The organism is Parasphingorhabdus sp., from assembly GCF_059726685.1.
In genome coordinates this window covers 649,025-668,603 of sequence record NZ_AP041068.1, presented here as the reverse complement: position 1 = coordinate 668,603, position 19,579 = coordinate 649,025, and the positions used below count along the sequence as shown (strand labels likewise).

The 19,579-nt window shown below is 54.9% G+C and carries 21 protein-coding genes; 13 read left to right on the top strand and 8 right to left on the bottom strand.

Annotated elements, in window-relative coordinates; translation table 11 throughout:
- Window positions 1-7: 7 nt before the first annotated feature.
- Window positions 8-1,150 carry a succinyl-diaminopimelate desuccinylase gene (gene dapE / locus AC6I9Z_RS03345; protein ID WP_461457037.1) on the top strand — a complete coding sequence of 381 codons (1,143 nt, stop codon included), beginning with the start codon at window positions 8-10 and terminating at the stop codon, window positions 1,148-1,150.
- Window positions 1,151-1,153: 3 nt separating this feature from the next.
- Here dapE and AC6I9Z_RS03340 read toward each other — a convergent pair whose 3' ends face one another.
- The 3 genes from AC6I9Z_RS03340 to AC6I9Z_RS03330 are packed head-to-tail and all read right to left on the bottom strand — an operon-like array spanning window position 1,154 to window position 3,715.
- A complete protein-coding gene (locus tag AC6I9Z_RS03340; protein WP_461457040.1) occupies window positions 1,154-1,714 on the bottom strand; it encodes a Smr/MutS family protein in 561 nt (186 codons plus the stop codon).
- Between the two features lie 5 nt (window positions 1,715-1,719).
- Window positions 1,720-3,024: a murein transglycosylase A gene (gene mltA, locus AC6I9Z_RS03335; protein WP_461457042.1), complete on the bottom strand. Its 1,305-nt coding sequence runs from the start codon at window positions 3,022-3,024 to the stop codon at window positions 1,720-1,722.
- A gap of 28 nt (window positions 3,025-3,052) precedes the next feature.
- A complete protein-coding gene (locus AC6I9Z_RS03330) occupies window positions 3,053-3,715 on the bottom strand; it encodes a Tim44/TimA family putative adaptor protein (RefSeq protein ID WP_461458207.1) in 663 nt (220 codons plus the stop codon).
- Between the two features lie 334 nt (window positions 3,716-4,049).
- On the opposite strand from AC6I9Z_RS03330, the gene secB reads away from it, so the two are divergent.
- From secB to trpS, 3 genes are all read left to right on the top strand, one after another.
- Window positions 4,050-4,562: a protein-export chaperone SecB gene (gene secB / locus AC6I9Z_RS03325; RefSeq protein ID WP_109355935.1), complete on the top strand. Its 513-nt coding sequence runs from the start codon at window positions 4,050-4,052 to the stop codon at window positions 4,560-4,562.
- 120 nt (window positions 4,563-4,682) lie between these two features.
- The gene (murJ, locus tag AC6I9Z_RS03320) at window positions 4,683-6,326 is read left to right on the top strand and encodes a murein biosynthesis integral membrane protein MurJ (RefSeq protein WP_461457044.1); all 1,644 of its coding nucleotides are present in this window, start codon (window positions 4,683-4,685) and stop codon (window positions 6,324-6,326) included.
- Window positions 6,327-6,329: 3 nt separating this feature from the next.
- Window positions 6,330-7,325, top strand: a complete 996-nt coding sequence (gene trpS / locus AC6I9Z_RS03315) for a tryptophan--tRNA ligase (RefSeq protein ID WP_461457046.1) — start codon at window positions 6,330-6,332, stop codon at window positions 7,323-7,325.
- Between the two features lie 35 nt (window positions 7,326-7,360).
- On the opposite strand, the gene AC6I9Z_RS03310 is transcribed toward trpS, so the two are convergent.
- Window positions 7,361-7,840: an Lrp/AsnC family transcriptional regulator gene (locus AC6I9Z_RS03310; protein WP_461457048.1), complete on the bottom strand. Its 480-nt coding sequence runs from the start codon at window positions 7,838-7,840 to the stop codon at window positions 7,361-7,363.
- Between the two features lie 148 nt (window positions 7,841-7,988).
- Here AC6I9Z_RS03310 and AC6I9Z_RS03305 point away from each other — a divergent pair, with 148 nt between their 5' ends.
- Window positions 7,989-10,103 (top strand): S9 family peptidase, encoded by a 2,115-nt coding sequence (locus AC6I9Z_RS03305; RefSeq protein WP_461457050.1) that lies wholly within the window; start codon window positions 7,989-7,991, stop codon window positions 10,101-10,103.
- Window positions 10,104-10,139: 36 nt separating this feature from the next.
- On the opposite strand, the gene AC6I9Z_RS03300 is transcribed toward AC6I9Z_RS03305, so the two are convergent.
- The gene (locus AC6I9Z_RS03300) at window positions 10,140-10,754 is read right to left on the bottom strand and encodes a GNAT family N-acetyltransferase (RefSeq protein WP_461457052.1); all 615 of its coding nucleotides are present in this window, start codon (window positions 10,752-10,754) and stop codon (window positions 10,140-10,142) included.
- Between the two features lie 199 nt (window positions 10,755-10,953).
- Here AC6I9Z_RS03300 and AC6I9Z_RS03295 point away from each other — a divergent pair, with 199 nt between their 5' ends.
- From AC6I9Z_RS03295 to AC6I9Z_RS03270, 6 genes are all read left to right on the top strand, one after another.
- On the top strand, window positions 10,954-11,811 hold the full coding sequence (locus AC6I9Z_RS03295; RefSeq protein WP_461457054.1) for a class II aldolase/adducin family protein: 858 nt from the start codon (window positions 10,954-10,956) through the stop codon (window positions 11,809-11,811).
- Window positions 11,812-11,891: 80 nt separating this feature from the next.
- Complete coding sequence (gene murA / locus AC6I9Z_RS03290; RefSeq protein ID WP_461457056.1) at window positions 11,892-13,175, top strand: UDP-N-acetylglucosamine 1-carboxyvinyltransferase; 1,284 nt, start codon at window positions 11,892-11,894, stop codon at window positions 13,173-13,175.
- Between the two features lie 86 nt (window positions 13,176-13,261).
- Window positions 13,262-13,672, top strand: a complete 411-nt coding sequence (locus tag AC6I9Z_RS03285) for a nuclear transport factor 2 family protein (protein WP_461457058.1) — start codon at window positions 13,262-13,264, stop codon at window positions 13,670-13,672.
- Between the two features lie 14 nt (window positions 13,673-13,686).
- A complete protein-coding gene (locus AC6I9Z_RS03280; RefSeq protein WP_461457060.1) occupies window positions 13,687-14,028 on the top strand; it encodes a putative quinol monooxygenase in 342 nt (113 codons plus the stop codon).
- A 20-nt stretch (window positions 14,029-14,048) separates the two neighbouring features.
- Entirely contained in the window at window positions 14,049-15,296 is a 1,248-nt protein-coding gene (locus AC6I9Z_RS03275) for a cytochrome P450 (protein WP_461457062.1), read from the top strand.
- A 28-nt stretch (window positions 15,297-15,324) separates the two neighbouring features.
- Window positions 15,325-16,089, top strand: coding sequence for an SDR family NAD(P)-dependent oxidoreductase (locus AC6I9Z_RS03270; protein WP_461457064.1), 765 nt, complete (start codon window positions 15,325-15,327; stop codon window positions 16,087-16,089).
- 95 nt (window positions 16,090-16,184) lie between these two features.
- Here the strand turns inward: AC6I9Z_RS03270 and AC6I9Z_RS03265 are convergent, their stop codons facing one another.
- The 3 genes from AC6I9Z_RS03265 to AC6I9Z_RS03255 all read right to left on the bottom strand — a co-directional run bounded on the left by AC6I9Z_RS03265 (window position 16,185) and on the right by AC6I9Z_RS03255 (window position 18,084).
- Entirely contained in the window at window positions 16,185-16,943 is a 759-nt protein-coding gene (locus tag AC6I9Z_RS03265) for a hypothetical protein (protein WP_461457066.1), read from the bottom strand.
- 114 nt (window positions 16,944-17,057) lie between these two features.
- Window positions 17,058-17,495: a DUF1330 domain-containing protein gene (locus AC6I9Z_RS03260; protein ID WP_461457068.1), complete on the bottom strand. Its 438-nt coding sequence runs from the start codon at window positions 17,493-17,495 to the stop codon at window positions 17,058-17,060.
- A 37-nt stretch (window positions 17,496-17,532) separates the two neighbouring features.
- Window positions 17,533-18,084, bottom strand: a complete 552-nt coding sequence (locus AC6I9Z_RS03255) for a GNAT family N-acetyltransferase (RefSeq protein ID WP_461457070.1) — start codon at window positions 18,082-18,084, stop codon at window positions 17,533-17,535.
- An 88-nt stretch (window positions 18,085-18,172) separates the two neighbouring features.
- Here AC6I9Z_RS03255 and AC6I9Z_RS03250 point away from each other — a divergent pair, with 88 nt between their 5' ends.
- Together AC6I9Z_RS03250 and rarD are read left to right on the top strand one after the other, a co-directional pair.
- Window positions 18,173-18,394 carry a hypothetical protein gene (locus AC6I9Z_RS03250; protein WP_461457072.1) on the top strand — a complete coding sequence of 74 codons (222 nt, stop codon included), beginning with the start codon at window positions 18,173-18,175 and terminating at the stop codon, window positions 18,392-18,394.
- A gap of 262 nt (window positions 18,395-18,656) precedes the next feature.
- Window positions 18,657-19,574, top strand: a complete 918-nt coding sequence (gene rarD, locus AC6I9Z_RS03245) for an EamA family transporter RarD (protein ID WP_461457074.1) — start codon at window positions 18,657-18,659, stop codon at window positions 19,572-19,574.
- Window positions 19,575-19,579: the final 5 nt, after the last annotated feature.

Sequence of the window (19,579 nt, the reverse complement as noted above, 5' to 3'; positions counted from 1 at the left end):
CAAAAGCATGAGCAACACGAGCGCCCTTGAACTGGCCAAACGGCTGATCGCATGCCCAAGCATCACACCGGCAACGGGACGGGTATTTGACGAAATGGAAGCGATGCTGGAGCCTCTGGGTTTTGAAGTGTCACGCTTTATTGCCGGCGACAGGCCAGAGGATGAAGGTCTGGGTGGAGCGGTCGAAAATCTCTTCGCGATCCGTAAGGGACCGGAAGGATCCCGCCATTTTGCTTTTGCCGGACATCTGGACGTAGTGCCTCCCGGTGAAGGCTGGGGCACCGATCCGTTTGTTCCCGAAGTCAAAGGCGATTTGCTTCACGGGCGCGGCGCGGTGGATATGAAGGGTAGCATCGCTTCCTTTGTGAGCGCGCTCCACAATTTGCCGAGCGACTTGGGTACGATCAGCCTGATCATCACCGGTGACGAAGAAGGACCAGCGCGTTTTGGTACAGTTGCCCTGATGGACCTGATGGCAGAGCGCGGCATTACGCCCGATCTTTGCCTTGTAGGTGAGCCGACATCGGTAAACCGGCTAGGTGACATGATGAAAATCGGTCGGCGCGGTTCGGTCAATATGTGGATTACTGTCAACGGCACACAGGGTCATGTTGCCTATCCCCATCTTGCTGACAATCCGATCACCAAGCTGGGCAAGATCCTGAGCGAAATAGATGCGGTCCAGCTGGATGAAGGTACCGACTGGTTTCAGCCCAGTAACATCGAATTTACCGATATCCATGTCGGTAATCCCGCACATAACGTGATCCCTGCCAAAGCCGAAGGGCGCTTGTCGATCCGATTCAATGATCAGCATAGCGGCGACAGCCTGAGTGTGTTGGTTCGTGAAATTGTCGAACGCCATGGTGGCGAGCTCAATCCGATTATTTCCGGGGAGCCGTTTCTGACACCACCCGGCGAATTATCAGGTCTGATTGCCGATGCGATTACGGAAGTGACCGGGGTCGAACCGGAACTCTCCACCACGGGTGGTACGTCTGATGCGCGGTTCCTGTCGAAAATTGTGCCGGTCGTGGAATTTGGCCTCTGCAACGCAACCATGCATAAGCTGGATGAAGCCGTAGCGGTGGAAGACCTGGAGCAATTGTCGAAAATTTACGCCCTGGTGGTTGAGCGGGCGCTTGGTTAGAAATTATCGCCTTCGCCGCAGAATAATATAGAGAGCACCGGCACCGCCATGACGCGGATGAGCGCGTCTGACGGCCGCTATATGCGAAGCATGACGAGAGGCCGCCAGCCAATCCGAGATTGCCGCCCGTATAGCACCGCGCCCACCTTCACGACGGCGCTGTTCTTCGCTTCGGGCCTTGCCGGTGATTAGCAGGATCGCACGATGACCTGCTGCAATGCTAAGTTCCAGAGCGCTATCCAGCCGTCCATGCGCTGATGACAGCGTGTAGCCGTGCAGGTCGATGGTGACGTCCGGTTGTACGACGCCCTTGTTCAACCGGCGGTCCCAATGACCGTCCAGCCCCGCTTTTTCCGGAATGGCAATCTGCTCTCTCAACGGGATCGCCTTGGTTGGTACACCGCCGAATGTTGACGCTGTAATGGGCCCGCGCACCTCAGGCAGCTTCTTCGCCACTGGCAGTGCTTTAACACGGCTGACGCGCGCTTGATCCAGCGGTTCCACCGTCTCGATGACCTTCTGCCACAACGCCTTTTCGCCGGCGGTAAGGGGCCGGTCGGACATCCGGCCTAATTGCCTTGCTGACTTTGGAGCAGCTTGGCCACACTGCCTTTGGGCAGGAAGATCAATGCTTGTCCACGCGACGACATACCGCCCGCAATTTGTGCCGCTTCCTCGCCTGCCCCCCAGAATGTATCAAAGCGGTTGGCGCCCTTGATCGCGCCGCCCGTATCCTGCGCAATCCAGATACCATCGGCGATATTATGTTCCATATCGAGGAATACTGGCGCGCCCAGAGGCACAAATTTCCGGTCGGCGGCGACCGAGGTGCGGCCGACAACCGGATGGCCCATCGCACCCAGAGGGCCAGGTCCGGTTAGCTCGCGAAAGAAAATGTAACTTTTATTTTCCCGCATGATCTTGCGGCCTTCTTCCGGATTGGCCCGCAACCATTCGATAATGCCTTGCATATTGGTCTTGCCATCAGCGAGTAACCCGCGTTCGCGCATCACACGGCCAATGCCAGTATAGTCACGGCCATTTTGCCCGTCATAACCAATCCGCATAACCGACCCATCAGGCATGGCGACGCGGCCGGAGCCTTGAATCTGCAGGAAGAAAAATTCGATATAGTCAGACGCCCAGGCCAGTTCGAGGCCCTTCCCCTGCAAAGCGCCATCGTCAATTTGCGCGCGCTCTTCAAACGGAACCAGCCTGGTGCCCTCCACCTTGCCTCGGATACGTTTGTCTTTCAGGTCATCTGAAAACTCGCCGAGATTGACATCGAGTAAATTGGACGGGCGCTTGTAAATCGGCACCTGACTGCCATTGGTGCGCACGCGCGATCCTTGAATCTGTGGTTCAAAATAACCGGTGGCAAAGGCCTTGCCATCACCAACCTGTACTGCTTCAAAATAGCTTTCAAAAAAGCTGCGTGCATCACCATCCGGCCAACCACTGGCGGCATCGCAGGATTGCCGCCATTCTTCGCCCTGGGTCAGGCCACTATTGTCGGTCCGCCGTACCAAGGACGAACAGCTGGTGCGAAAAGACTGCAGCGCCGCACGGGCTTTGCCCGATTGCAGATTAAGCGATGAAATATCAGGGCCCAGCGCAACGCCCACACCGGTCGCCCTGGTGTCATCGTCAGAAACAGGCGTGACCTGATCAGAAGTGACGACCTCGAAAGTTCCGGCCGTTTGACTGACTGGTGCTTGCCGGACGGGATTACGCGCTGGTTCGGGGCTAGACGGCGGACCTGCAGTCCATTGATCGTCTTCAGCAGGTGCGCCGCGGGCCGTACCTTCGGGAATAATCGATAGCGAACAGGCGCTGACAAGCGCCATTGCGCCGAATAATCCCCCGATTTTCATGATTATAGTGCTTCGTCCCACGCAGGACTTACGCTTCATCTGTCTCGTCGAGAATCCAGTTCGGATCGGCACTGGAAAGATCGCGCATGAAGGTCCAGACGTCATGCGTCTCGACAGCATCAGTAAGCGATCCGCCGATCAATTTACCGTCCTTGTCCTTAACAACAGCGGCGATATCGGCATCAAAGCGCACCGTGATCCGCGCCATCCGGCGATCATAGTCCGCATCGGCAATCCGTGCCTCTTCGATCCTTACCAGACGGTTTTCCAAGACCTCGCCATTGGCCTCACGGGCGTCAATGGCCTCGACAAAGCTCTCATAGACATCATCGTCGCACAATTCTTTCAACTGCTCACGATCGCCGGTCCAAAATGCTTCCAAAATCATGCCATAGGCAGCCTTGGCACCCTCGACAAAACGTCCGGCATCGAAATTGCGGTCCGCATTGATGATCGCACGCATGCCCGATTCGGCAGCGGCATCATAGATCATCGTTGGTTGTGGCGCCGGAGCAGGTGAAGCGGGGACGATATCTGGAATCGGACTATCCCGCTGATCATCGCGCACAGACCGGTCTTGAGCGCGCTTATCCAAGCCATTCTCTACGTTTCGGGGGGTATGCTCCTGCTCATGGCCGGTGCGTTTACCCAAAACGGAATAGAGGCGCAGGCCCAAAAAAGCAGCTACCATCGCTAAAAGAACAATCTCGATAGTCACGATATCTCCAATATCTCAGTTACCCCCTACATAGGCAGGAACTGCGCCAGTTTCAAATGGCTTTCGCGTCTTTTACACGCGGCTGCGCTTAATGTAGTCACAATCGGTTCATAACTTCTGACGGTTTATCCGTCTGATTGTGAATGGCCGCTGACGAAATTATGCCAATGTCGCTGCATTATAGACCGGACAGCCAGCACATTTCGGGCATTGCCCTGTCCCCCATCCCCTGCTAGGCGCGCTGCAAACGGGGCATGGCTATGCTCCAGATCTGAATATTGTGGAATATCCCGAAAGGACGAGCCAAATGGCTGAAGAAAATGGTAATGTTACAACCCCGGATCCGGCGGCCAATGGCGCGGACAACCAACCGCAAATTGGGGTGATCTCGCAATATATAAAAGATCTGTCGGTTGAAAACCCGAATGCGCCGGACGTCTATCAGTGGGAAACCCAACCGCAAATCGACGTGCAGTTTAACATCGGCTCAAAGCCAGTGGCGGACGAAGTCAATGAAGTAGAGCTGAAAATCGACGTTGTCGCCAAAGCCGATCAGGGCATCGCATTTCAGGTTGAATTATTATATTGCGGCCTTTTCGGGCTGCGTAATGTGCCAGATGAGCAAGCGCATCCGTTCCTGTTTGCCGAAGCACCGCGCCTGTTATTTCCGTTTGCCCGTGCGATTATTTCCGACGCCGTGCGCGATGCCGGATTTCAACCGCTGATGCTTGAGCCAATCGATTTCACTGCGCTTTACATGCAGCAGCGTGAGCAGCAGGCTGCGATGGAAACCGGAGAACAACCGGTTGGCAACGCCTGATCGATCTCCTTTTGCAAGCAAGCCATCAGGGCTGAGCTTGTCGAAGCCCGTTTATCGTCTTGAGACGTGTTTCGACAGGCTCAGGACCAACGCAAATGACTTAAGCCGGTTGCGGACTCGATGAACCTGCTCAAATCCACCGGAACCATTGCGGGACTGACCATGGTCAGCCGCATATTTGGTTTTGTGCGCGATATCATACTCGCGCGCGTACTGGGTGCCGGAGCGGCAGCGGATGCCTGGCAGCTGGCATTTCAACTGCCCAATATCTTTCGCCGGTTGTTCGCGGAGGGCGCTTTTTCGGCAGCCTTTGTACCGCTGTTCAATCGCAAGATGGAAGAAGATGAGCAACGCTCCGCCGCACAAAATTTTGCGATTGATGTGCTGTCGGTCTTTGTCCCGATCCTGCTGATCTTCTCAGCGATCATGATGCTCGCCATGCCGGCAATCATCTGGTTCATTGATGATTTTGGTGAAGGCGGCCGCACCACAGACTTTACGATAAGCCTGGCCCGGATCACCTTTCCCTATCTCGGCCTGATCAGTGTGACGACGCTGTTCGCGGCAATCCTGAATAGCGTGAGCCGTTTTGCTGCCGCCGCGGCCGCACCGATCATGCTCAATATTTGCATGATCAGCGCGCTGCTGACCGCCATGGCGATTACCAACGGCTCCGTCGCAACGGATTCAGAAAGCTACTGGATTTTTCTCGGTATGGAACTGGAAAGCTCGGCACATCTGGCTGCCTATCTGCTGGCATTCAGCGTCGCTTTTGCCGGTTTGCTGCAAATGCTGTGGCTCTTTTACTGGGCGCGTAAGGCAGGTTTTTCCTTTGCAATGAGAAAACCCAAATTCAACGCTGATGTGAAGGAGCTAGGCATCCTGATCTTGCCGGCGGTTTTCGGGGCCGGCATTTATCAGATCAGCCGGTTTATCGACCTGTTCTTCCTTGGCCGTCTGCCAGAGGGCAGTTTTGTCTATCTCGCGATGGCGGACCGCCTCAACCAGTTGCCGCTCGGGATTATCGGCATTGCCCTTGGCACGGCGATCCTGCCCGCGCTGTCCCGTTTCATTGCCAAGGATGATCAGGGCGGTGCACAGCGCCTGCAAAGCAATGCCATCGAGCTGGGCATGCTGCTGACTATCCCGGCAGCCATTGCCCTGTTCTTCGCCGCCGGGCCGCTCGTCACCTCCTTTTATGTTGGTGGCAATTTTGAAGCCAGCGATGGCACCACCACTGCCAACGTAGTTGCCGCCCTTGTCATCGGCCTGCCTGCTTATGTGCTTGTCAAAGTCCTGATTCCCGGATTTTTTGCCCGCAAGGATACGCGGACGCCGGTTTATACCGCAGGCATATCGCTGCTGATCAACATCACGCTCAATATCATCCTGATCCCGATTTACGGTATCTACGGACTGGCACTGGCGGGCGCTATTGCAGCTTGGTGCAATTGCGCCATGCTCTACACCATGCTGCACCGGCGCGGGCATTACCGGATCGAATTGTCGCTGTTGCTTCGTATCTTGCGGATCACTCTCTCGGCCCTAGGTATGGCGGTGGTGCTGATTTATACAGCGCCACTGGGCGAAGGACTTTATGATGGCAATATCTGGCAGCGGATTGGATCAATTACAGCGCTGGTCAGCGTGGGCGGTCTTGTCTATGCGGTGTTGGCATGGGTATCCGGCGCGGTCGACCGCGACAAGATCACCATGCTAACCAAAAAGAAAGCCGCCGAAGAGGCAGCACAAGAAGGACAATAGACCATGCGTACGGTTTCGGGCATTCAGCCCACAGGTAATCTCCATCTCGGCAATTATCTGGGCGCGATCAAAAACTGGGTGAAGCTGCAAGAAGAATCCGAATGCCTGTTTTTTCTGGCTGACCTGCATGCGATTACGGTCCCCAATGATCCGGCGGAACTGTCTGACAACTGCCGGAACATGGTGGCTGCCCTCGTCGCTGCGGGCGTCGATACCAAAAAGTCGATCCTGTTCAACCAGGCCCGGGTACCGCAGCATGCCGAGCTCGCCTGGATGCTGATCTGCAACACCCCAATGGGGTGGCTGGACCGGATGACGCAATTCAAGGAAAAATCGGGTAAGCATAAACAACGCAGCTCACTCGGGCTCTATGGCTATCCCGTGCTGCAGGCAGCCGATGTGCTCATCTATCAGGCCACTCATGTTCCTGTTGGCGAAGACCAGAAACAGCATCTCGAGCTGGCGCGCGATATTGCGGCCAAGTTTAACAATGATACCGGACAGGAGGTTTTCACTCTGCCCGAACCTTATATCGGTGCAACCGCAGCGCGGATCATGTCACTGCGCGATGGCGCAGCGAAAATGAGTAAATCTGATCCGTCGGATTTGAGCCGGATCAACATGACCGATGATGACGATACCATTGCCAAGAAGATCAAAAAAGCGCGCACCGACGCCGATCCATTACCCGGCAAGCTGGAAGACATGGAGGGACGCGCAGAGGCAATAAATCTGGTCGGCATCTATGCGGCATTGGAAGACAGCAGCCCACAGGCAGTGCTGGACCAACATGCCGGACAGGGCTTTGGCGCATTCAAACCGGCCTTGGCCGACCTCGCCGTGTCCAAACTCTCGCCGATCCGTGATCGATATGAAGAATTGCGCAAGGATAAAAGCACGATTGATGCGATCCTGCGTGATGGCGCGAAACGTGCGCAGGCTCTGGCACAACCGACGGTGGACAAGACCTATGCCGCCTTGGGATTGCTCAGGGACTAGTCACCACCCAGATAATTTCGATCAACTGCGACATCCTACAACGGTATCGCGGTCTCGAACTTTTTGCAGGACCAGACAACATGGCTGTCATAGCGCCTTATTGCGGGGTTGCTCATAAAGGCTTCTTTGCCCCAGTCCTCATACCATTCCGGACTGGGTCCCTGCACGATCAGGCAATAGTCGACCGGGCCTGAAATGTGATAGCCCTGCAGAATTTCCGGCGTCGAGCGGATCTGCTCATCAAAAGCATCAAAAGCCTCAATACTTTCGTTCTGGAAGGAAACGAGGACAACCAGACGAACGCCGATATCGCCAGTGCGTAGCACCGCCACGTCTTTTTCGATGAAACCACTGTCACGCAGCAGTTTCAGCCGCCGCCTCACCGCCGAGGCCGACAGCCCTACCGTTACTCCAATATCCGCATGGGTCCGCTGATTATCATGCTGGATGATTTCAAGAATCTGCCGATCAAAACCATCCAGGTCGGAGATTTTCGCTATTGCGTTTTTCGCCATAATTATTGTTCCTGGCACATATTTACGCCGAATCTATAACGATAAAAGGCGAGAAAAATCAGAAAATCGTTGCTAGATGACCTTCACTTCTTCTTCAACTCCCCCTTTTCTTTTTGGATATCCCCCCAACATTCAGAAGGTCCTCATAATGAAACGCTCCCTTTGCCTGTCCAGTGCCGCCGTCATACTGTCCAACACGGCCATGCCCGCTCATGCCGCCGACGCGGTCGTTTCGCCGTCCGTCACTGAGAATCGATGTAGCGACGGTGTGTTGGAATGCATGGCATCTATTGAAACGCCCGGTTCGCCCGCAATATCCCCGGACGGCAAAGCCGTCGCCTTCACCATCCGCACCGCAGATTGGGAGAAAAATCGCTATGATCGGGAAATTCATCTCATAGAAAACGGGAAATCGATTCAGCTGACCAACAATGTCGATGGATCGTCCGGCGACATTGCTTGGTCCCCCGATGGCCAGCAGATTTCCTACCAAGCCAACACCGATATCGGCACACAGATTTTCTTGATGAACCGGGACGGCAGCAACGTCCGGCAGATCACGGCTCTGCAGGGCGGAATCAATTCCTATATCTGGTCGCCCGATGGCCGCTACATGGCTTTGAAACTGAGCGAGCAACCGGCAAAATCCAAAGCGCAGGTCGAAAAAGCTTATGGTAATTTCGCATTTGCCGACGATTATTCTGGCCGCGATCATCTGTGGTTGCTCGACCTAAAAAAGGCCCGAAGTGCGAATGCACCAATTACCAAGCGCTCCGAACATACGGACACAGAGGCACCATTACGGCGGCTGACAGGAGGCACAGCCTTCACCATTGGCAGCTTCTTTGGTGGAAGCTTTACGTTCACGCCCGATAGCAAGGAAATCCTGTTCGATCATGCCAAAAGCGGATCGCCCTATGATCTGGGGACGCAGGATATTTCCGCGGTCAATATCGCGACCGCCGAGCAGCGCCCCGTTGTCCGCCGTCCTGGCATGGATCTCGACCCCAAAGTCTCCCCGGATGGAAAAACCGTGGCCTTTCACATGGGCGAGCCGCCTTATTACTATACCCGTCAATATTGGATGGGCCTGACGCCGATTGAAGGCGGAAAGATCGAACAGATCAGTGATACGACCGATAAATATAATGATGCCAATATTATTGGCTGGCAAGGTAACGCGATATTTTTCATGTCGCACTATCGGGTCGAAAGCAATCTGTACCGCATGGATCTGGATTCGCGGAACGTCACCAATTTGACCGCTGGTCGCGGCCGGGTAGAGGGATATTCCTTTACCGCTGACGGCAAAACTGTTGCCTTTGGCGCGGTGGATGGCGAGCGCGCGAAGGAGATTTACACACGTAAAGTGACGGCGACCGGATATGCTGATGAAAAGCGCCTCACGCAGTTCAGTCAAGCGATCGCCGACTGGCCGGATACCGAAGTGCGTCTAGTTCAATGGACCACGCCGGACGGGCTGGATTTGGAAGGGGTCCTGACCCTACCAGCTCCGGAAAACCGGCTGGATGGACGTATGCCCGTGCTGGTTATCGCTCATGGCGGTCCATCAACCACCTCGCGCCCACGGCGTGTGGCGGATGAAATTTACCCGACCGAATATTGGCTACGTAAAGGCGCTGCGATTTTTGAACCCAATTACCGGGGGTCCGGAAGCTATACCGACGAACTGATGGCAGCGAACGTCCGCTCCTTGGGCATCGGTTACACGGTAGATGTCGAATCCGGAATCGATCACCTCATAAAGATCGGCATAGCTGACCCCGAAAAGCTCGGCGCCATGGGCTGGAGTGCGGGCGGCACAGTAACCGCCGGTCTCGCCGTACGAACGACGCGCTACAAGGCGTTTTCTGTGGGAGCGGGAATCACCGACTATGGGACATATTATGCCCTAAGCGATCAACCCACCAGCCCGCTTGCTTATCTGGAAGCAACTCCATCGGATGATCCGGAAATTTATAAGGCAACCGGAGCCATGGGGTCGATCAAAAATGCGGTTACACCGACACTGATTCAACATGGCCGCAATGATAGCCGTGTGCCCTTCGCCAATGGCATGGAGTTTTTCCGCGGACTAAAGGATGTTGGCGTCGAAACCGAACTGGTTATCTATGAGGATACCGGTCATGTGATTTCCCGGCCTAAAGAGCGGATGGCCGCGATGGAACATAATGCCCGCTGGTTCGATGCTTATCTATTTGGTGACAGGGATGCGGCGAACTTGGATCTCAGCGCCCCCTGAAGCCGGTGGCGCAAAAATCGGCGTCAGCAACATCGCCTAACCGTCAAAAGCGACCCATATATTGCGTAAACCCTTTGGCTTTTCCATCGCCCGTAAAGCATCTAAAGCGCTCTGCAGATCAAGGCTGTAATAAGCAATTGCATCTTGGCTAATCGTCATCTCGGCGCCCATTGCAGCGATCAGGCCAGCGGCTTTTCTATTTTCGCGCAACACCGCAATATCCAGCTTGCTTAGCCCCTGTTCCAGGCAGTTGCTGAACAATGCGGCAATCAACACCCGTGATACACCCTTGCTTTGATATTCATCGAGCACCGCGATCGCGAACTCACCCCTTGCCGGGTCATCGGTACTTCGGATCGCATGGGCCGCCGCAATGGGCGGGTGATCATCCGCATCCAGATTGACCACGCCCCAGGCAATATGATTAATGCCATCTACGGCCGATAGCTTTTCGACCACGGACGCAGGGGCAATTTTAAAGCTGGAGAAGAAGCGCAGATAGCGCGAGCGATCAGATAATTCCATGATACCGCGCTCAATCTTACCTTGATCAGAAGGGTGAATCGGGCGCAAACAAACCTTCATGCCGGAACGCAGCTCTGTTACAATGGAACAGGGTAGTTCTGGTGCGTTTTCATGTTGCTCTGGCATAGGCTGCCTTTTTGCAGGGGGAAGAATATCATCACACTTATCAAATTTTCAGAGGCGTGGACAGGATTGCCGAATTGGGAACGCCCCTATTGAAATCAATGCCCAGACCGATTCGAGATAAAAAAAGCTGTCCTAGGCGGCCATGATTATGCCATTATCGGAGCAATAGGCGGAAACGATTCTACAAGGAGAGACAGTGATGGCCACCGCAGTAAAAGACGCTCCCGAAAAAAACGCAGGCAGCGCAATGCAGGTTGATGCCGGTTTCAACATTCCCGACCCAACGACCATTGACCGGCTGGAAGGGAAAGTCTCTGACGCTGAATGGAAATTACGCTGTGATCTCGCGGCAACCTATCGGCTTTGCGCGATGCATGCCTGGACCGATCTGGTCTTCACCCATATCTCCGCGCGCCTGCCTGACGAAGATGGCGAAGAACGCTTCCTCATCAATCCCTATGGCGTGATGTTTGACGAGATGACCGCAAGCTCGTTGGTCAAGATCGACCTCGAAGGCAATATCAAGCAGGACACGCCTTACTTCATCAATCCCGCCGGGTTCACCATTCACAGCGCGGTCCACAGCGCTCGTGAAGATGCGGGTTGTGTCATCCATGTCCATACACCGTACGGAATCGCAGTGTCGGTGCAAAAAGAGGGCCTGCGCCGCTACACGCAATTTTCCATGCAGGTGCATGAAGATCTCGCTTATCATGATTATGAAGGCATTGCGCTGGACCTGGACGAACGCGAGCGCCTGATTGCAGATGTGGGCGAGAAGAACCTGCTGATTCTGCGCAATCACGGTACTCTGACTGTTGGCAAAAATTGTGCATTGGCTTTCCTGCGCATGTATTTCCTTGAAAATGCCTGCAAGACGCAAATTCTGGCGCAAGCCGTTGGCGGTGCAGAGCATTTGCACGAGGAGCCGGAAGATATGGGTCAGCGTGTGCATCAGCAAACCGCGCCTGCCTTTATGCCCGGCCTAGGCGACAATCTGGTCTGGCCTGGCCTGATGCGCAAATTGAACCGGACCAATCCGGGCTTCGACCACTAGGCACAAAGCGCTTTTGTAACTTTACCGCGATGATGGTCGCTGTCCCTTGCACGGCAGCGCATTTTCGCTAAACCATCGCGATGGATATTATCTCAATACGCGGCGGCAAAAAGCTGTCTGGCATCATTCCGATTTCTGGCGCAAAGAACAGCGCTTTGACGCTGTTGCCCTGTGCGCTGCTCACAGACGAACCGGTCACTTTGCGCAATCTGCCACGGCTCGCTGACGTGGATAGTTTCGGGCACTTGCTGAACCAGCTTGGCGTATCCACCACCATTGAAGGTGCGCGCCCGGAAGATTTCGGCCGGGTAATGACGCTGAAAGCCGGCAAGATTACCTCAACCGAAGCGCCCTATGACATTGTGCGCAAGATGCGCGCCTCCATCCTGGTGCTCGGGCCTTTGCTGGCCCGTGCTGGCGAATGCCGGGTGTCGCTGCCCGGTGGCTGTGCGATTGGCAACCGGCCGATTGACCTACATCTTAAAGCAATTGAAGCGCTCGGTGCTGTGATCGAAACCACCAGCGGCTATGTTACCGCAAGGCAGCCGGATGGCGGCCTGCCGGGCGGTGAATTTACCTTCCCGGTCGTTTCGGTGGGGGCGACGGAAAATGCCCTGATGGCCGCGGTCCAGGCCAATGGCACCAGCCGCCTGAAAAACGCAGCGCGGGAACCGGAAATTGTCGACCTGTGCAATATGCTGGTTGCGATGGGCGCGGAAATTGACGGAATCGGATCGTCTGACCTCATCATCCATGGCGTGCCGCGCCTGCATGGCTGTACCTACCGCGTCATGGCGGATCGCATTGAAGCGGGCAGCTACGCCTGTGCGGTTGGCATTACCGGCGGAGAGGTGGATCTGGTTGGCGCCAAGGCGGATGAGATGGAAGCAACACTGGCCGCTTTGACTGAAGCTGGACTACATATCGAACCGTATAACAAGGGCATCAAGGTCGCGGCCAACGGCAAGCTCAAACCGCTCACCCTGGAAACCGCGCCTTATCCTGGCCTTGCCACCGATATGCAGGCGCAGTTGATGGCGATGCTCTGCATGGCCGATGGCGCCAGTGTGCTGACCGAGACCATTTTTGAAAACCGCTATATGCATGTGCCCGAACTTAACCGGATGGGTGCGGATATCGAGACCAAGGGCCGCACCGCCGTGGTTCGCGGCGTGACAAAAATGACGGGCGCACCGGTCATGGCCACCGACCTGCGAGCGTCGATGAGTCTGGTGATCGCAGCACTCGCAGCCGAAGGTGAAACGCAGTTACAGCGCATCTATCATCTTGATCGCGGTTATGAACGGCTGGAAGAAAAGCTGGCGGCCGTCGGCGCGGACATCGAACGCATCAGCGGCGACTAGCGGGTTATTACCTAGCACTTATGGCAGCTTGCATGTCTGGCGCTTTTACCGTGTAATCTCTCCCATAAAGAGGAGAGGATGAGTCCATGTTTTCAGGACCAATAGAAGACCGGCTGGCAATACGGGAATTACACGACGCCTATTGTGATGCAGTATTGCGCACCGACCCCGATGACTGGGGCGCGCTTTGGACGGAAGATGCCGTCTGGTCGCTAATGGGCACCGAAGTTGTCGGGCGCGAGAATATCGTCAATCTGTGGAATGGCGCAATGAGCCAGTTTGATGCCGTCAGCTTCCTGGGCATACCGGGCAGTCTTGAAATCACTGGTGATACCGCTACTGGCCGGTACCAGACCCATGAGATACTGGTTGAAAAGGGGGAACCGCGAATAGCGGGTGGCCGCTACGACGACGAGTTCGTCAAGATTGACGGCCAGTGGCTCTACAAGAAACGCATATTCAATGTCGTCGCTCAACTGGGCGGACAAAAGCTTTAGGGGGAATTGGGAAAATGGCTAAAATAGTAATCGCGGCGCATATTGATGTGGATCCGGCAACACGGGAAGAATGTTTGAAAACGGCGCAGCCTTATATTGACGGCGCGCTGAGTCAGGAAGGCTGCCTGTGCTATAGCTGGTGCGCAGACCTTAACAATCCATCGCGAATTGAAGTTTTTGAGGAATGGACCGACGAAGACGCTCTCGCGCAGCATTTCAAAGATGTCCATTATGCCAGCATGCTTGCTCATATCGGAAAATTTGGGCTGACCAATGCGGTCAGTGCAAAATATCGCGTGGACGCAGAAGGCCCGGTTTACAACGCAGAAGGCGTGCCGACACCCGCCTTTGACTGAACCCTAACAGGAACAAAGACATGAACGAAGCGGTTTCAAAATCTCTATTTCAGCCAGATATATTGGTTGATCCCTTTGACTTTTATGAAGAACAGCGCGCCAAAAGCCCTGTGTTCCTGGACGAAGCCAGCGGCGCTTATATTGTCCTCGACTATGATCTGATATCCGAAGCCGTGGGCCGGCTAGATGATTTTTCCAATAATTTTACAGCATTGCTCTCTGGAGGAAAATCCGACGAAGAGCTCGCCAATGATGAGGAAATTCAGGCCATTCAGGCAGATGGGTGGCCGCAGGTCAACACGCTGCTGACGGCCGATCAGCCCGTGCACACCCGCTTTCGCAAGCTCGTCAACCTGGCTTTCTCCATGCCCAAGGTGAACAAGCTGGAAGACAGCATCAGAGCCATGTCGAACGAGCTGATCGATAATTTTATCGACAAGGGCGAATGCGAATTCATGGAGGAATATGCGATCCCGATGCCGGTTCGGACCATTGCCGTGCAACTGGGCCTCGACGTCGCCGATGCGGATACGATCAAACGCTGGACCAATGCCTTTGTCGACAGGCTGTCCGGCATGATGACCCGGGAACGGCAATTGGAAACCGAGCGCGAAGTAGTCGAATATCAACATGCGCTCAAAGCTAATATGGATGCACGCCGGAAAGAGGCGAAGAACGATATCCTCTCCGATCTGGTCAATGCTCAGGTCGATGGCGAACGGCCGCTGGATGATGCGGAATCGCTTTCCATTGTCCAACAGCTTATGGTCGCAGGCAATGAGACCACAACGGCAGCGCTGGGTGAAGGGCTGCGTCTGTTTGCCACCAACCCCGATCAATATCAGAAGATCCAGGACGACCCCTCCCTCATACCCAATGCCGTCGAAGAGGTGCTGCGCATGTCCAGCGGATCATCAGGTATCTGGCGGGTCATGCACCGCGATGCGGAACTCGGCGGGGTCATGCTGCCCAAGGGCGCGATGGTGATGATGCGCTATCATGCCGCCAATCGCGATCCCAAGCAGTTTGAAAATCCCAATAAATTTGATGTCGAGCGTAAAAACGCACGCACCCATCTCGCCTTTGGCAAGGGCATTCACATGTGCGTCGGCAATATGCTGTCGCGCAAGGAGATGACAGTATCCTTCCAGCAATTTGCCAAGCGGATTGACAATATCCGGATTCAGGAAGGGGCGGAGCTGACCTATCCGCCCAATATGATGCTGCGCGGACTAACCAATCTTCCGCTCACTTTTGACAAACGCTGATAACAGATAAAGGGCAGAGACTATGGGGATGATGGACGGGAAAGTTGCGCTGATTTCCGGCGGCGCTGAAGGCATTGGCGGCACAGCGGCGCAGCGGTTTGTCGAAGAAGGCGGGTCTGTCATGCTTGGCGATATCCAGCTGGAGAAAGCGCAGGCACATGCCGCGGCTCTGGGCGACCGTGCAGCTGCAGTCGAACTGGATGTCCGCAATCTTGATCAATGGGAAGCAGCGGTTGCCGCGACCAAAGAGAAGTTCGGCAAGATCACGACCCTGTTCAATGTCGCGGGTATTTCCGAGCCCGGGTCAGTGGACGAAGTTGATCTCGACAGCTGGAACCGCACCATCGACATCAACCTGCACGGTACGTTCAATGGCTGCCGCGTAGGCTTGCCCGCCATAATTGAAAGCGGCGAAGACGGCACCATCGTCAATATCGGGTCGATGCTGGCCATGCGGCCGGGCGCGCAATTTGCCGCCTATTGCGCCAGCAAGGCCGCGGTTACCTCGCTCAGCAAATCCTTAGCATTGCATTGCGCCGCAGAGAAATATCCGGTGAGGGTCAACACTGTTCATCCTGGCGCGATTGATACACCGATGTATCAACGCTATCTCGCCGCCTATCCCGGACCGCATGATGAGGCGGTGGAAGTGTTTAACCGCAACCATCCCATAAACCGGGTCGGACTAGCCACGGAAGTCGCCGATGCTATGCTTTGGCTGGCCAGTGATGCGAGCAGCTTCACTACTGCAAATGACATTACCGTCGACGGCGGCGGCAGCTATCGCGAGTAAGCCTGCCCCATAGAAAAAGGGGCCGCCGAAGCTACCCCTTCCTTCTGCCGGATATGTGAAATGCGAAAATCCGGCCTCAATAATTTCAGTACAGACTAGCGCCCGTTATTGGCGACGATATCAACTACCGTTCCACCGCCGGACCGCTTGTTAAGCGTGATGACAAAAGCACCATCATCATTGCCGCGTGTTCCGCCCAGTACATGTTCGCTGCCGCGCAGCAGATATTCCGCGCTATAGCCGCCGCGCTTGGCCTGCGTGTAATAATAGTCGACGACATTTTTAATCGGACTGGCGGTAGAGAAGCTGACCACGCGAATATCGCATAGCCCGCCTTCAACGCCGGCTGCTTCCTTGACATTGGCTTTGGGATAAACCGGGAACTCCGGTGGCATCCGGTTGGCCCAGCCCATATCATAGCTCAATTTCTGGTCACATGTACCTTTGCCGCGCTGTGCGGCCTGCGCCTCGGCCTTCGCTCCCAGAGTTATGCCTTCTGAACCGGCACAGCTGGTGCATTCGTCGTCCGATGTCATGTTGCGCGGCTTGGGCGCGCTCAGCATCTTGCCTTCAAACTGGGCGGTAGCATAAGCCTTGCCGCCCGCTGGCGGGACCTTGCCATCAATCGCGCCATTGGCACCGCGGATCGCGTTGGTATTTGCCTGATCGGTAAGATCAGGATCAACCAAAATCTGGTCTTCCAGAGCATCGTTCATTGCAGGATCGGCCGTCAGATTGTCGTCCAGCTCTGCCAGTTCCGCTTCATTGCCTTCGTTGCTTCCGCAGGCAGCCAGGGTCAACGGCAAAGCAAATGCCGTGGCTGTCAGCAAGAGGGAACGGGATAGGTGTGTCATGCAATATGCTCCTGAATATGCCCGAACAATTGCACCAAAAAGCGTTAATTTTCTGTTAGGAAATATGGTTAAACCGCCAATCTTCCGTTAACCGCCTGTCCCAAATCGGGATTCTCAACCAAACCCGTCCGGCCCGTCAATTTCCCCGAATCGGATGAGCCTGGACGTCAGGACAGCAGCCTGCCGGTTGATAACCGCTTTTTGATATTCCGGATCCGTGACCATCTCCAGAAACGCGCCGCTATTCGGATAGCGGGCAATGAAAGAGCTATCCCACTGCTTGTCATCCGGGCCGATGACCATGGCTTCCATCTTGCCGCGCCAGATAATCGTCCCGCCAACCCGTTTGAAAATCGGCCCGCTCGTCTTGCCATATTCTTCATAGGCACGCGCACCGCTCCAGCCGTGCGCAGCATTGGGATGATCTTCAGGATACTGGGCATGCTCATGGAAACGCAGCAGGTTGAGCATGTTGATCGGCACATCGCGGGGCAGCGCCTTGAATGCATCAAAATGTTCCCGCGTCGGATCCAGATATCTGTCTTCAGCCATTTAAATGCTCTCCCTCATGCTCTTGTTCCTTCGCAGCTCATTGAAACTGCTTTCTGTTCTCCAGCCACTGTTCACGCGATTGCCCCCAGTCGTCAACCCGCGCATCCTGATAGGGAGCGGGCAGCTTTGTCGGACCGCGATTGGTTGAACCGACCCGTTCGGCCAATTTTATCGAAGCGAGGTTCTCAGGATCAATCGTATGACAGATATCGCTCCAGCCCAGCTCATCCACTGCATAGTTCATGCTCGCCACTGCCGCTTCAAGCGCATAGCCTTTGCCAGCATATTCCGGGGCCACGCCCCACCCCACTTCCGTGCCGGGCCAGCCATCGGGATACCAAGGACCGATTCGGCCGATCCATTGATTGCTGTCTTTCAGGATGAGCGAGAACATCGCATAGCCGCGCACATGCCAGGCACCAACCATGGCACACAGACCCCGCCAACTTTCCGCACGGCTTTGCACGCTGCCAAGATAGGTCATGGTCGCTTCATCTGCGTGAAACGCCGCCCATGCATCAAAATCATCGGCATTGGGTGGCCGCATTATCAGGCGTTCGGTTTCTATCCTGATTTCATTGATATCCATGGTCTTCCTCCCTTAAACGCCCTGTTATCCTAGGCTTATCTCCATAGAAACACTTGCAAAATCGGTGCACTATACCTATAATACAGTTATGGCTAATCTAATTTCTATACTCATCGGCGGCATCGCCCTCATATTGGCTTTTGTCGGACTGGTTCCCCTTCTCGGCTGGACCAACTGGCTAATCTTACCCATTGCAGGCGTCGGCGCTCTGTTCGGCCTGATTTCTTCACGCAGCAGCGGCATGTATTTCTGCCTGATCGTCATGTGCATTTGCGCATTTCGCCTGTGGGTAGGCGGCGGGATTATCTGACCCCCGTCTTTACGCAGCGTCCAATAAAGGCCCGCTGCTGTCTGCAGAAGTTGACAAATTATACGCAAAACAGGGTTGAAATTCTGCTGAACCGAGTGCTTTGCGCGACAAACTAAAGTCGGTCCGCAGCCATTCAACAAGGCGCCATCTTACGCATGGACCGAAACATACCCCAAGTGCATCCCTGTAGGACAGCATAATTATCAGCGGCCCAAACTAATTTATATTGCCACCCTATCGGTCGGGGCCTAGGCGCAATGCTATGACAGGCCAAGCATCCACTAGCCGACTGGGGCTTTTGCAAGCATTTCTTGCCTGCATCATCTGGGGTGTAATGCCGATATATTTCAAATTGTTGGAGAGCGTTGCCCCGCTCGAAGTCGTTGCCCACCGGATTGTTTGGTCGGTGCCGGTTCTTTTGATCATCCTTTATTTCCGTAAAAACCTATCCGGTCTACGCATCGCCTGGGCAGAGCCAAAAATCCGTGGGCCCTTGCTGGCGACAGCCCTGCTCATTACCGTTAACTGGCTCGTCTATGTCTGGGCCATTCAGGAAGACCACATTCTCGCAGCCAGCCTCGGCTATTTCATCAGCCCGTTGCTCAGCGTTTTTCTCGCTAACATCTTCCTCAAGGAAAAGCTGAGTCGTAACCAATGGATCGCCGTCGCCATAGCCGCCATTGGCGTTTCCATCCTCGCGATGGAGGCATGGCAAACCCTGTGGATCAGTCTCGCACTGGCGGGGTCATGGGGGTTATATGGCTTAGTCCGCAAAGTTACTGATGTCGGTCCAATCGTCGGGCTGACTGTCGAGACGAGCTATCTGCTTTTGCCGTTCCTGCTGTTCATCGGCTGGATCACTTTTGGTACCACAGCACCGACAACAACCACGCATCTTGGTGACAATCTGACCATTGATATGCTGCTGCTTGGCGGTGCGATAGTGACGGCCACGCCGCTTATGCTTTTTGCTGCGGCGGTCAAGAAAATGAAGCTCAGCACCATCGGATTGACACAGTATATTGCACCCACGCTGCAGTTTCTGATCGGTGTATTACTCTATCGCGAGCCGCTGACGACGTCACATGTCATCTGCTTCATTCTGATCTGGATCAGCCTTGCGATATTCTCCGCCGACGCGATTTTCGGCGGCGCCAGCAAGAAAACGGCTGTGACCTAGTTCCT